General features: G+C 71.5%; 11 protein-coding genes. 6 read left to right on the forward strand and 5 right to left on the reverse strand.

Translation table 11 applies throughout. The annotated features are described in order from the left end of the window. Positions 1 to 105 precede the first annotated feature (105 nt). The gene (locus ACFWZ2_RS08100; RefSeq protein ID WP_384543543.1) at positions 106 to 1,584 is read left to right on the forward strand and encodes a S41 family peptidase; all 1,479 of its coding nucleotides are present in this window, start codon (positions 106 to 108) and stop codon (positions 1,582 to 1,584) included. A gap of 39 nt (positions 1,585 to 1,623) precedes the next feature. Here ACFWZ2_RS08100 and ACFWZ2_RS08105 read toward each other — a convergent pair whose 3' ends face one another. Beyond that, positions 1,624 to 2,862 (reverse strand): serine hydrolase domain-containing protein, encoded by a 1,239-nt coding sequence (locus tag ACFWZ2_RS08105; protein ID WP_384543545.1) that lies wholly within the window; start codon positions 2,860 to 2,862, stop codon positions 1,624 to 1,626. Between the two features lie 124 nt (positions 2,863 to 2,986). Further along, on the reverse strand, positions 2,987 to 4,117 hold the full coding sequence (locus ACFWZ2_RS08110) for an alpha/beta fold hydrolase (protein WP_384543547.1): 1,131 nt from the start codon (positions 4,115 to 4,117) through the stop codon (positions 2,987 to 2,989). An 84-nt stretch (positions 4,118 to 4,201) separates the two neighbouring features. Here ACFWZ2_RS08110 and ACFWZ2_RS08115 point away from each other — a divergent pair, with 84 nt between their 5' ends. After that, a complete protein-coding gene (locus ACFWZ2_RS08115; protein WP_384543549.1) occupies positions 4,202 to 5,185 on the forward strand; it encodes a helix-turn-helix domain-containing protein in 984 nt (327 codons plus the stop codon). 89 nt (positions 5,186 to 5,274) lie between these two features. After that, complete coding sequence (locus tag ACFWZ2_RS08120) at positions 5,275 to 6,168, forward strand: universal stress protein (RefSeq protein WP_384543551.1); 894 nt, start codon at positions 5,275 to 5,277, stop codon at positions 6,166 to 6,168. Positions 6,169 to 6,212: 44 nt separating this feature from the next. On the opposite strand, the gene ACFWZ2_RS08125 is transcribed toward ACFWZ2_RS08120, so the two are convergent. Continuing rightward, on the reverse strand, positions 6,213 to 7,616 hold the full coding sequence (locus ACFWZ2_RS08125; protein WP_384543553.1) for an amino acid permease: 1,404 nt from the start codon (positions 7,614 to 7,616) through the stop codon (positions 6,213 to 6,215). Positions 7,617 to 7,771: 155 nt separating this feature from the next. Next, entirely contained in the window at positions 7,772 to 8,881 is a 1,110-nt protein-coding gene (locus ACFWZ2_RS08130; RefSeq protein ID WP_384543555.1) for an FAD-dependent oxidoreductase, read from the reverse strand. 74 nt (positions 8,882 to 8,955) lie between these two features. Between ACFWZ2_RS08130 and ACFWZ2_RS08135 the strand changes: the two genes are divergently transcribed. Continuing rightward, complete coding sequence (locus tag ACFWZ2_RS08135; protein ID WP_384543557.1) at positions 8,956 to 9,636, forward strand: TetR/AcrR family transcriptional regulator; 681 nt, start codon at positions 8,956 to 8,958, stop codon at positions 9,634 to 9,636. On the opposite strand, the gene ACFWZ2_RS08140 is transcribed toward ACFWZ2_RS08135, so the two are convergent. Then, positions 9,628 to 10,593, reverse strand: coding sequence for an alpha/beta hydrolase (locus ACFWZ2_RS08140; RefSeq protein ID WP_384543805.1), 966 nt, complete (start codon positions 10,591 to 10,593; stop codon positions 9,628 to 9,630). The genes ACFWZ2_RS08135 and ACFWZ2_RS08140 overlap by 9 nt on opposite strands. A gap of 226 nt (positions 10,594 to 10,819) precedes the next feature. On the opposite strand from ACFWZ2_RS08140, the gene ACFWZ2_RS08145 reads away from it, so the two are divergent. Together ACFWZ2_RS08145 and ACFWZ2_RS08150 are read left to right on the forward strand one after the other, a co-directional pair. Then, on the forward strand, positions 10,820 to 11,665 hold the full coding sequence (locus tag ACFWZ2_RS08145) for an aminoglycoside phosphotransferase (protein WP_384543559.1): 846 nt from the start codon (positions 10,820 to 10,822) through the stop codon (positions 11,663 to 11,665). Positions 11,666 to 11,714: 49 nt separating this feature from the next. Next, positions 11,715 to 12,221, forward strand: a complete 507-nt coding sequence (locus ACFWZ2_RS08150; RefSeq protein WP_384543561.1) for a hypothetical protein — start codon at positions 11,715 to 11,717, stop codon at positions 12,219 to 12,221. Positions 12,222 to 12,393 lie beyond the last annotated feature (172 nt).

The raw sequence follows: 12,393 nt of genomic DNA on the forward strand, positions 1-12,393 counted from the left end.
CGCACCCGGCACTGACAGTGCCGGTGGATGCGGTCATGCCAGGTCTCCGCCGGAAGTCAGGTGCTGGAAGACTGGCTGGCCGAGGTCATGAGGAGGAGGGGGCGTATGGCGAACACGTTGCGGAGGACTGCTGCCGGACTCGCGATGGCGGTGATGGCGGCGTTCGCCGTGCCGGGTGGTCCCGCGCAGGCCGCGTCCGCGGGTGGCGGGGGTCTCGACGGGGTGTGGCGCATGGACGGTTACGGCACGGTGATGACCGTCAAGGACGGGAAGCTCGCGTCGTACGACACCACGAGTGACAGCTGCGTACGCGGGTTCATGGATGCCCGGCAGGCGGGCAGCCCGGCACCCGATGGGGCCACGCGGTTCACCAACAAGGACATCGGGCTCGCGATGACCTTCGCGCCGCAAGGACGCAGGCATGCGCGGCTCGACCTGGACGGGACGGTCGGCGTACGGCACATGAAGCGCCTGGCCGCCCTGCCCGAGGAGTGCGGGCGGGCGGCGCCGGAGGACCCCCGCTCCGTCTTCGACCGGTTCTGGGCGACGTTCGCCGAGAACTACCCCTTCTTCGAGGCCAAGGGCATCGACTGGGAGGCCCTCGGGAACCGGTACCGGTCGCGTGTCACGCCCCACACCACCGACGCCGAACTGCAGCAGATCTTCACCGGGATGATCCGGCCGCTGAACGACGCCCACACCGCGCTCTTCCACGAGCTCACCCCCGTCTTCGGGGGCCTGCGGCCCGGCACCCGGCTGCCCACGGACGAACTGCGCGCACGGGCCGCGCGAGCCGTCGACCGGCAGCTCGTCGGACCGGTGCGGACGTTCGCGCAGGGCAACCTCGCGGTGGGTGAACTCCCCGACGGCATCGCCTACTTGCGTATCAACAGCTTCAGCGGATACGTCGCCGACGGGACGTTCGAGCAGGAGCGGGCCGAACTCGACCGGGCCCTGGACGCGTTGCTCGGCGACGGCAAGAGCGACGGCAAGAGCGACGGCAAGAGCGACGGCAAGAGCGACGGCAAAGGCGACAGCGACGGAACGGATCGGGTCCGTGCCCTGCGGGGCCTGGTCATCGACGTCCGCCTCAACGACGGCGGCTCGGACGCGCTCGGCCTGCGGATCGCCTCCCGCCTGACGGACCGCGCCTACACGGCGTACACCAAGGTGGCCAGGAACGATCCGCGGGACCCGAACCGGTACACACGCCCGCAGCCGATCACCGTGCGTCCCTCCGACGCCCCCCGCTGGACCGGGCCGGTCGCCGTGCTGACCAGCGGAAGTTCGATCAGCGCGGCGGAGTCTTTCACCCAGGCCCTGATCGAGCGCTCGCCCGGCGTGACGCGGATCGGGGAGAACACCCAGGGCGTGTTCTCGGACACCCTGACCCGGATCCTGTCGGAGAAGTGGGCGGTCATGCTCCCCAACGAGAAGTACCTGGACCGCAACGGCGACACCTTCGACGGCCCCGGCATCCCTCCCCATGTGCAGACCCCCGTCTTCACCGAGGAGGAACTCGACGGCGGACTCGACTCGGCCCTGACGGCGGCGCGCAAGGTCCTCGGTACGCCCTCGTCCTGAGTCACCACGGCCGTCCGCCGGTCGATCACGTCCCCGGGTCTAGGAGGCCTTGCACAGGGCGTGGTCGACGAGCTTGCGGGTGGCGGTGTTGAAGGACGCAAGGTCGGGGGTGCTGCCGTTGCTGGTGATGGAGACGGCGATGGAGCGGCGGCCGTCGGGGGTGACGCCGGTGCGGGTGTAGGAGCCGAAGCCGTCGCCCTCGTGGTGCCAGTAGCCGCTGCCGCAGGAGAGGGGGACCCAGCGCAGCCCGAGGCCGTAGCCGCCCTTGGGCCATTCGGCGAGGTCGGCCGCGTCACCGGTGCGGGCCACGGTGCGCTGCATCTCGGCGAGTTGGGCCTTGGGCAGCAGCTTGCCGGTGACCAGCGCGCGGAAGAAGGTGTTCAGGTCCTTCGTGGTGCTGATGACGGCCGAGTCGGCGGTGTGCTGGAGGCTGTGCTCGGTGACGTCCAGCGATTCTCCCGTGGGCATACGGAGGGTGACGCGCGCATGAGGGCCGGGGATGAAGGGGTTCGCCCCGCCGATGGAGGTGTGCCGCAGCCCGAGCCGGGCGATGACGCGGTGCTCGACCTGCTCGCGCCAGCCGGCCCCGCCGGCCTTCTCGATGACCATGGCGGCGAGCAGGTAGTTGGTGTTGGAGTACGCCCAGCGCGGGTGCTCGGCGTCGGGGGTGAACAGGGGGCGGTGGCGCATGGCCGTCGCCACCCAGGTGCGCGGCGGGGTCGTGTCGTAGCGGTGCCCCTCGAAGTCCCGGGCGAGGGCGCCGCCGACGTCGGGGTCGTCGACGTAGTCGAAGATGCCGCTGGTCTGCCGCAACAGGTCCCGGACCGTGATCTTGGAGCCGTCGTTGCCGTTGCCCGACACGACTCCCGGCAGCCACTTCTCGACGGTGTCGTCCAGCGACAACGCGCCCTCGGCGGCCAGTTGGAGCGCGACGACGGCGGTGAAGGTCTTCGTCGTGCTCGCCGCGCGGAACTGGGCGTCCCAGGGCACCCGCCCCGCGCCGTCGGCGGCCCCGGCCCCGCTTCTCGCGCGGACGGTGCCCCGGCCGGTGTCGAGTTCGGCCAGGACACTCACGTCACCGCCCGCCTTCCGCACCGCGTCGACGTCCGCCGCGAGCGCGCCGCGGCCGTATCCGCGCGGCCCGCCGTCGGCGTCCGCGCCGGAGGCGCTGACCGGCGGTCCCGCCACGATCCCGGCGACGACGGTGCCCACCACGGCCGCGCCGATCCAGCCCTTCCTGCCCCGCCGCTGAGTTGACCCGAAAGCGCGCGCCTGCACCCTGAACCTCCTTGTTGACCGGACCCGTTGGCCCTGTCCAAGAGCCAACCAGCGCGCGAAGCCGGGGAGTATGGGCTCACCCACCCAAGGCATGGTGGTGCTGGTGCCACCCTGCTGCCGACGCTCAAGTCGGCAGGTGACGTGCGAAGAACGACCGTACGAGACGGCGGACGGCGGGCACGGTGACGTGCGGGTCGGCCCTGCCGACCATGGCGGCGCGGTCGGCGGAGGTCATCAGGGCGGCCTTGTGGAGCTGGGGGACGAGGGCCGCGTAGTCGGTGAAGCTCCAGTGGTGGGCGTCCCGGAGCTGCCGTCGTGCGACGGGGCCGCCGTGTGCCATGAGCGCCGCCCAGGAGCGGTCGAGGCGGGCGTCGCGGAAGCCGTCGGTGCAGGCCAGGAGCAGCGGCCGGTCGGTCGCCTGCCGGGCCACCGGGAAGAGTTCGCCGTCCATCTGGTCGAGATATCCCTCCATGTTGATGGCGGCGGCGATCCGGTGGTCCTCGTGAAGCGCCTGGGCAACCGCCGTACCGCCCGCGGAATGCCCGTACATGCCAACCTGGTCGAGGCCGAGGGCGTCGAGGACGAAACGGAGGTCGGCGACGCGGGTGTCGACCATGGTGCGGAAGGTGTCCGCGTCGGGCGGGCCCATCAGCGTGGTTTCCCGGACCCGCTTGCGGTGCGGCCGCTCGTTGGGAAACTCCACCTCGCTGGTCTCCCCGGGATGGTCGACGGTGATCACCGTCCAGCCGTGCGAGGCGAGGTCCACCGCGAGAGCGCTGCCCATCGTGCGGGCGTCGCCGCCGCCGGGGCTGTAGAGCAGGACGGGGCGCCGGCCGGGCAGGGGGCGGGGGCCGGTGCGGGCGTGGGTGAGGGTGGCCGCCCAGTCGACTCCGGCCTGCGGCAGCGGTGGGTGGATCCAGTGGGCGAGGCGGGCGAAGGACGCGGCGGCGGCCGGGGTCAGCTGCGCGGCGCGCGGGAAACGGTGTCCGGGTACGGCCGGACGCAGGATCGTGACCATGAGCTCGCGCACGCCGATCCTGGGCTCCCAGGGGTCGTTGCGGGAGGAGTCGAGAAGGTAGCGCGTGGTGGCGGCGACGGGGTGCGGCCCGTCGGGCCTCGGCAGGCGCAGTCGCAGGAGGGGTGCCGTGTCGCGGGCGGCGGCGGGGGCCGGGGCGGCGCCGAGCAGCAGGGCTCCGGCGGAGGCGAGGGCGCCCTTGGCGAGTGTCCGGCGGCCGGGTGTGAAGGGTGAAGTCATGGACGGCATCCTGGGGGTGGGCGCCGGGCCGGGACGAAGCGTGCGGCTGGGGCCGAAAGGCTGGCGCCGACCAGGGGGATGTGCATGATCCGGATCCATTTCACGGCGGGCGACTTCGCCCGGGTGCGGTTCGCGCCGCGGCCCTCGCCCGTGCCCGAACTGCACGCGGCCCTGATGATGCTGGTCGTCCCGCACGAGGCACTGCTGTTCGGACGCTGGCGCAACAGGCTGCTCCGGACCCTGCCGAGCGCGGTCGAGCCGCTCGCCGACCTGGTGCCCGACGGGGTGGCGCCCGCCTTCCTCGACGTACTCGGAGACACCCTGGACGAAGGGCTCGCGCTGATCGGGGCGGCCCGCGCCGAGTTCGTACGCACCGAGATCGAGCAGATCTACGCGCACCGCCCGGCGCCGCCGTGGATCCGGGCCCTGCACGGCGGGGACGCCGGGGCCCGGCGGACGCTGGGACAGGCGCAGCGGGCGGCGTACGAGACGGTGCTCGCGCCGGTGTGGCCGCAGGTCCAGGACCTGCACCGGGCGGAGTTCACCCGCCACGCCCTCGCCGTCGCCGAACAGGGCCTCGGCGCCGCGCTCACCGCTCTGCTCCCCGACGCACAACTACGGGACGCCGTCTGGGAGTTGCCCCTGCCGGTCACCCCGGGAGTGCGGGAGGTCCGCCTCGACGGTCGCGGCCTGATCCTGCGGCCGACCTTCCACTGGCGCAGCGGCCCGCTCATCCAGGACCTGCCGGACCGCCCGGTGGTCCTCACCTACCCGGCAGGCGGTGGGCTGCCGCTCCTCCCGGACGGGGGCGACGCCTTGGACGAACGCCTCGCGGGAGTCCTCGGACGCACCCGGCTCGCCCTGCTGCGCTCCTTGGACCAGGCCCGGACGACCACGGGGCTGGCCCGCCGCATCGGCGTCAGCAGCGCGACAGCCTCCGCCCACGCCTCCGCCCTGCGCGGCGCCGGCCTCCTCACCACCACCCGCACGGGCCGCTCGGTACACCACGAACGAACGCCCCTGGCAGACCTGCTGCTGTCCGACCGCACCGGCGAGAGCACTTCGTAAGGTCCTGGCCGGGCACGCGGACCTGTTTCTGGTCCGTTCGAGCCCTTCGTCCCTGCCGTACGGCCTCCGGCGAGCGCAGGATGGGGATCATGAACAGCCTTCCGGTCATCACCGCCGTCGACGGATCCGACCACAGCCTCAAGGCCCTCGAATGGGCGTTGGACGCCGCACGGCGCCGCAACGCGGAACTGCTCGTCGTCCACATCAGGGCCGACTACGTGAAGGCCCTTCCCCTGCCGGGCGCGCTGCCCGTCATGCCACCCGTGGACGAGGTCCCGGTCCTCGCCGCGGTGCGGGAGTCGTTCGAGGGCCGTACCGGCCTGCCGCCCGTGCGCTACTCCACGGTCGACGGGAGCCCCGCCTCCGCGCTGATCGAACTCGCCGACGAGGCGCAGCTCCTGGTGCTCGGTTCGCGGGGGCGCGGCGGCTTCGCGAGCCTGCTGCTCGGTTCCGTCAGCCGCGCGTGCACCGCGCGCGCCGCCTGCCCCGTGGTCGTCGTGCCGCACGCGGCGAGGACCGAGGCGGTCGAGGCGGCAGGCACGTTCGGCCGGGTCGCGCTCGGCCTCGCGCCGGAGGAGACGGCCGACGCCGCCGTGGAGTTCGCGTTCGAGGAGGCCCAGCGCCGGAGCGCCGGGCTCCAGGTGGTCACCACGTATCCGGTGCCGTTCTCCACCCTGGCGCTCATGGGCGGATACACCGACGCGGTGGGGACACCGGAGAGCCCGCGTGTGGAGAAGTCGCTGGCCGAGGCCCAGGACGAGAGGCTGCGCGCTTTCACCGGGCGGTATGCCGATGTGGCCGTCGAGAAGGTGGTGACAGCGGCCGACGCGGCGGGCCGTCTCGTCGTGGCCTCGCAGACCGCCGACCTGCTGGTCGTCGGCCGCCACCGGCGCCGCGTGAACGCCGACTCGTTCCTCGTCGGCTCGGCCGCCAACGCGGTCCTGCTGCACGCCCAGTGCCCGGTGGCCGTGGTGCCTGCCTAGCCGCAGACGCCCGCGGCACCGTCACTGGTCACCGTGCCCCAGGCTCACCGAAGTGCGCTCGCCGCCCGCTGCCGTTGCACCGCGTACCCGGCGGCGGCGAGCGCGACGGTCAGGCCGCTCGTCCACGCCAACTGCCCGCGGGTGGTGGGCTCCAGCGCCATCAGGACGAAGACGGCCGCCATGCCGGCCAGTGCGACCCAGGTGAGGTACGGATACGCCCACATCCGTACGGCCAGTTTCTCGGGCTCCTGCTGTTCGGTGCGGCGGCGCAGGATCAGCTGGGAGACGGCGGTGAACGTCCAGACGACCAGGATCACCGCGCCGATCATGTTGAGCAGCCACTGGAAGATGTCGTCGGGCCGCCAGTAGCTGAGCAGTACGCACAGGAAGCCGAAGGCGGACGAGGCGATGACCGAGCGGCGCGGCACTCCGGAGACGGTGCGGCCGAGCGCGGCGGGGCCCTGGCCGCGGGCGACCAGCGAGCAGGCCATGCGCGAGGAGCCGTAGATGTTGGCGTTCATCGCGGACAGCAGCGCGATCAGTACGACCACGTTCATGATCTGGCCCGCGCCCGGGATGCCCAGCTGGTCGAGGGCGGCGACGTAGGGGCCCTTCTCGACGAGTTCCTTGTCGTCCCACGGCACGAGCGCGACGATCACCAGCATCGAGCCGATGTAGAAGACCGCGATCCGCCACATCGCCGTGCGCACGGCACCGGCGACGCCGCGGACGGGGTCGTCGGACTCGGCGGCGGCGATGGTGACGGTCTCCAGACCGCCGTACGCGAGGACCGAGGCGAGCAGCCCGATGATCAGCCCTTCCGTGCCGTTGGGCAGGAAGCCGCCGTGGCCGGTGAGGTTGGCGGTGCCGGGTGCGTCCGTGCCGGGCAGTACGCCGACGATGGCGAGCCCGCCGATGACCAGGAAGAGGGTGATCGCGCCGACCTTCAGCGCGGCGAACCAGAACTCGAATTCGCCGAAGTTCTTCACCGCCGCCAGGTTCGCGCCGCAGAACACCGCCATGAACAGCGCCACCCACGCCCACTCCGGGGTGCCGGGCAGCCAGCTCGTCATGATGTGCGCGGCGCCGATGCCTTCGAGGCCGACGCCCATGCACAGCATCAGCCAGAACGACCAGCCCGAGGTGAAGCCCGCCCACGGCCCGATCGCGCGTTCGGCGTGCACGGAGAAGGAACCGGAGGCCGGGTGGGCCGCCGACATCTCGCCGAGCATCCGCATGACCAGCATCACCAGCAGGCCGGACGCGGCGTAGGCCAGGACGATCGACGGTCCGGCGGCGGCGATGCCCGCGCCGGATCCGACGAACAGCCCGGCACCGATGACTCCGCCGAGCGCGATCATCGACAAGTGCCGCTGCTTGAGCCCCGTGGAGAGCTGTGGCTCCGGGGCGAGCGATGGCTTGGGAGGGGTACTTGTCGAGGAAGGCATGCGGGCAAGTCTGGATAACTTGCCCGCATGGTGAACACGGTGTCCGATATCCGAACACCGCGCCTACTAAGAGTGGCATTTCAGACACACTGCGCGGCGGGGTCGGCGACGAACGAGACGGGCGGTTCCCGGGCGGGCGTACGCGGCCCGGACCGTCAGCCGGGTTGGAAGAACGCGAGCATCTTCTGGTCGGCGTCCGGCGACATCAGCAATTCCTGGATGTCCGCGGACATCCGGGCGGCAGCGCCGGTGCGCTCGAACATCTCGCGTTCGTACTCTGCGACGGCGGCGGAATGATCGTCCGGGTGCGCGGCCAGCGCGAGGCCGAGCAGGGCGCCGTCGAGCAGCGCCTGGTTCGCGCCTTCCCCCACCGGCGGCATCAGGTGCGCGGCGTCGCCGACCAGCGTGACGCCCGGCGTCGACGGCCAGGTCAGACCGGCCGGGAGCGTGGTGATCGCCCGCGGCACGATCGTGTCGTCGCAGGCCGCGATCAGCGCGGTGAACTGCGAGTCCCAGCCCGTGAACAGGTCGATGAGGCGCGCCCGGGCGGCGGCCGGGTCGTCGAACGGGATCCCGCTGGTGGCGAACCAGTCCTCGGCGGTGTGGTAGAAGCTGAGGCCGATGCGGACGCAGCCGTCGCCATTGCGCTGCGCCGCCAGAGACTGTCCGTTGCCGAGCGCCCAGTAGTTGCCGCGCCCGACCATCGCCGCGAGGTCGGGGTGGGTGCGGTCGATGTCGGGGATGCGGAGCTCGACGACGTTCTGGCCCAGGTGTACCGGCCGGGCGTCGGTGAGCAGTATGCGGACCCGGGAGTTCGCGCCGTCGGCGCCGACCAGCAGGTCGTACGGCGCACTGCTGCCGTCGGCGAAGTGCAGCACCCCCTCGTCGGCGGATGCGAACGCGTGCCCCCAGCGCACCGTGTGTTCGGGGAGAGAGTCCAGCAGCAGGTCGCGCAGATCGGCGCGGTCCACCTCGGGACGCTCAAGGGGGGCGTCATCGGGCGTGTCCTCCTGCAGCAGCAGGGTGCCGTCCGGCGAGAGGAGCCGCATGTCCTGGCCCGCGCCACGGGCCATCGCATAGAACTGCTCGATCAGACCGGCCTCGCGCAGCGCCCGCTGTCCCGAATGGATGTCGAGCATGCCGCCCTGACCGCGCGCGTCGCGCGACGCCTCACGTTCGTACACGACGGCGTCGATGCCGTTCACGTGCAGGACCCGGGCGAGGGCCAAACCGCCCACACCCGCTCCGACAATGGCGATGCCCATATCTGCCTCTCTCCACTCGATGCACTGCATTGATCGATGCACTGTATCGATGCATGCGATGTATTGTCGACGGCATGTTGGTATGGGAACGGCCGGAGCCGCCGCATCGACCGTCGCCGGCCCCGCTGAGCCGGGAGCGGATCGTCGGAGCGGCGATCCAACTGGCCGACGCGGATGGCCTGGACGCGGTGTCACTGCGCAAGATCGCCGCGGCCCTGGACGTCGGACCGATGCGGCTCTACCGCTACATCGCCACCATGGACGAGCTGCTCGACCTGATGGTCGATGCGGTCCACGCCGAGATCCGGCCGACCGGGGACGGCTGGCGCGAGGTGCTGCACTCCCTCGCCGAAGCCGTCCGGCAGGCCGCCCACCGGCACGAATGGCTCGCCGATCTGCTCGGCGGGCGCCCCCAGCTCGGGCCGAACACGCTGGCCAGCGGAGAGGCCGTGGCGGCGGGGATGGACGGCGCCGACCTGGACACCGTCGTCCCTGCGATCGCCGCGGTCAACGCGTATGTGATCGGCGCGGTACGCCGGGAGATCACCGAGCGCCGTGCCGAGCGGGCCTCCGGAATGGACAAGAGGCAGTGGCAGGCCACCTACGGGCCCTATCTGCAGCGGACGTTCGCCACCGGCCGGTTCCCCGCGCTGGCCGCGGTCGTCCACGACGGGCCCCACCTCGACGCCGACGAAACCTTCCGGATCGGCCTCGACTTCCTCCTCGACGGCCTCGGAGCCCGCATCTCAAGCTGACGCGCCGGGAGCCAGACCCGCCAGTGCGTGCGCGACCGGTGCGGGGTCGAGCGGGCCGAGGTGCGATGCGGTGGGGAAGTCGTGGACCTGGAAGGGGTTGTGGGGTGTGCGGGCGTCCGCTTCCCCGATCATCCGGTCCTGGAGCTTCGTGGCGATCGTGCGGTCCTTCCCGAAGCGGAGATAGGTGCGCGGCAGGCGCCCCCAGGTTTCCGTGCGGCCCACGGCCCGCCCCGCGTAGGCCGTGGTCGACTCGTCCGTCTGCATGGTGCCCAGGCGTTGGCGGAACGCGTTGTCCGGATAGTCGGCGCACATCATGTCCCGCAGCGCCTTGAGGTCGGCCGCGTCGCCCGTGCGGGGATTGAGCCGCATGACGCCGAGTCGCTCGGGATCGCCGACGATCTGGTCGAGCGGGATGAGGGCGTCCGCGTTCTCCGGGGCCGCCGTGCAGGCGTCGGGGCTGGGCAGTACGGGGCTGGGGCAGAAGGCCGCCACGTAGCAGATGTGGTGGAGAAGGTGAGGCACCGAGTCGGCGACCCGGCTGACCGTGGCACCGCCCAGGCTGTGGCCGACCAGGACCACGGGACCGTGCGCCGCCGCCCGGCGTACGACACGGGTGACGTGCTTCTCGTAGTCGTCCAGGCTCAGTGCCGCGACGGGTGAGGGCTCGGTGGCCAGCGCGGCGAGGTCCTGTCGCTGGTAGGACTCCGGCACGAAGGCCTGTGAGCCGTGCAGCGGCAGATCCACGGCGACCACGCGATGACCGAGCAGGGTCAACTCCTGTGCCACAGGCAGCCAGTACGCCCCTTGACTGTGCGTGCCATGGACGAGCACGTACGTACACGGTCGTTCCGTGCCCGGCCCCGGACCGGCGGCGGACGAGGCCGCGGCGGTGCCTGCGGTGAGGGCGATCCCTCCGACGGCCATCCCTCCCGCGGCCAGACCGAGGCCGAACAGCATTCCCCTGCGAGTCGTCCCTCCACGCCGGGCGTGGTCGTCGCTCAATTCGTAGCCATGTGTCATGAGTTGAACGGTAGGGATGCCTGTTGGTCTTCAGGAATGGGGACAGCCCCCGGTCCTGGGGTGTATGCAGGCTCCCTCCCGGGGGAGGAGGAGCAGGAGAGAGAGCCGAGCCTTGGGTGAAAAGAAGGTGCACCGGTCAGGCGGTGTCGGCAGGATGCCCGGCGTGACCGACCTCCCGGGCAACACCGCCGTCCCGTCCCTCGCCGTCCTCGATGCCTTCGGCGTGACGGGCACTCCTGTCCCGCTGGTCGGCGGGCAAGGGAGAAGCGTCCTCGTCGGTGGGTTCGTGTTCAAGCCCGCTGAGGGAGCGGCTGAGGACGAGGTCGAATGGGCTGTGTCCCTGTTCGAGAACCTGACATTGAGCAGCGGATTCCGCGTCCCGCGCCCGCTCCGTGCCACCGACGGGCGGAGTGTCGTCGACGGCTGGACCGCCAGCGCGTTCCTGACCGGCGAACCTGGTCCACAAGGGCACTGGGCCGGTGTACTCGGCGCGGGCCGCGCCTTCCACGCCGCCCTGCGCCAGCTGCCCCGGCCCGACTTCCTCGACCGGCGTACGCATCCGTGGGCTGTGGCCGACCGGGTCGCGTGGGGTGAGCAGGACGTCGAGGTGGTGGACGGCCTCGCCGCTCCGTTCTCGACGCTGCTGGAGTTGAGGAGCCCGGTGAAGCAGGACACGGCTCAGCTCATCCACGGTGATCTCACGGGCAATGTGCTGTTCGCCGCGGATCAGGTGCCCGCTGTGATCGACTTTTCCCCGTACTGGCGGCCTCCGGTGTTCGCCGAGGCCATCGTGGTCGCGGACGGCCTGCTGTGGTTCGACCTTCCGGCCGACCTGCTGGCGGTCGGCAGCGATCACCCTGACTGGCCGCAGATGCTGGTCCGTGCGCTGATCTTCAGGCTCGTTGCGCACAGCGAGAGTTCGGGGCCGCGGGGGCGGGCACAGTCGGGGGAGCCGGAACGCTATGCGAGGGCGGTCGAGGTGATGGGGCGGAAGTGGGGGATGTCCTAGTGGTGGGGGATGTCCTGGTGGGTGGAACGTTGGTTCACGGGGAGGCGTGATGGGCGGTGTGCCGTGGGCGTACGTGATCTCGTCCGCGGGTGGTGTCGCCACGACACTGCTGGGTGTCGTCGCGGGCGGCCTGCTCGGGCGGCGGACCCAGACCCGGCACTGGCTGACCGACACGAAGGCCACCGCCTACGCGGCCGTGTTGCGGGAGTACACGCGGGTGGAATTCGGCCTTCGGCTGGCCTACTTCGACCGGCGGCCGGCCGAGGTCGACTGGGCCGCATGGAGCGAGGCACTCACCAGCCTGAGCCTGATCGCCGAGGACGAGGTCATCATGGCGGCCAACGACCTGGCCCAAGCCATAGCCGTGGTCGGGGAACACGCCCACCGGGGCACCCAGGACAGCGAGCAGTGGCAGCGCTTGCAGACCCGGCTGGCCGAAGCCCAGTTGGCGTTCGTCAACGCCGCCCGCCGAAGCCTCGACCGCAAGCAGCCACCCGCACGCGCACGACTCGGCGGCCCGTTCATCCCGGAGCCGGGAGACTCGTCGAGCTCATGAGGGATCCGCGTCAGCAAATGCCTAAGCAGAGACGGTATTGCGCGCCGGTGTGTACGGAGCGGCAGCTCCTGGACCTCACTCATTTGTGGGAACCAGCATCGCTTCAGCAACGAGGCGAGGCGCCGTGCGGTGGCTGCGAGCGGGCGCGGACAAGGGGGTGATCCGACTCTGC

Source organism: Streptomyces sp. NPDC059002 (assembly GCF_042740435.1).
In the GTDB taxonomy this organism is placed as follows: Bacteria; Actinomycetota; Actinomycetes; order Streptomycetales; family Streptomycetaceae; genus Streptomyces.

Bases quoted from the DNA above. Each gene is read 5' to 3' on its own strand.
- ACFWZ2_RS08100 (WP_384543543.1), top strand. From the start codon at position 106: ATGGCGAACACGTTGCGGAGGACTGCTGCCGGACTCGCGATGGCGGTG.
- ACFWZ2_RS08110 (WP_384543547.1), bottom strand. From the start codon at position 4,117: ATGACTTCACCCTTCACACCCGGCCGCCGGACACTCGCCAAGGGCGCC.
- ACFWZ2_RS08115 (WP_384543549.1), top strand. From the start codon at position 4,202: ATGATCCGGATCCATTTCACGGCGGGCGACTTCGCCCGGGTGCGGTTC.
- ACFWZ2_RS08120 (WP_384543551.1), top strand. From the start codon at position 5,275: ATGAACAGCCTTCCGGTCATCACCGCCGTCGACGGATCCGACCACAGC.
- ACFWZ2_RS08125 (WP_384543553.1), bottom strand. From the start codon at position 7,616: ATGCCTTCCTCGACAAGTACCCCTCCCAAGCCATCGCTCGCCCCGGAG.
- ACFWZ2_RS08130 (WP_384543555.1), bottom strand. From the start codon at position 8,881: ATGGGCATCGCCATTGTCGGAGCGGGTGTGGGCGGTTTGGCCCTCGCC.
- ACFWZ2_RS08135 (WP_384543557.1), top strand. From the start codon at position 8,956: ATGTTGGTATGGGAACGGCCGGAGCCGCCGCATCGACCGTCGCCGGCC.
- ACFWZ2_RS08140 (WP_384543805.1), bottom strand. From the start codon at position 10,593: ATGCTGTTCGGCCTCGGTCTGGCCGCGGGAGGGATGGCCGTCGGAGGG.
- ACFWZ2_RS08150 (WP_384543561.1), top strand. From the start codon at position 11,715: ATGGGCGGTGTGCCGTGGGCGTACGTGATCTCGTCCGCGGGTGGTGTC.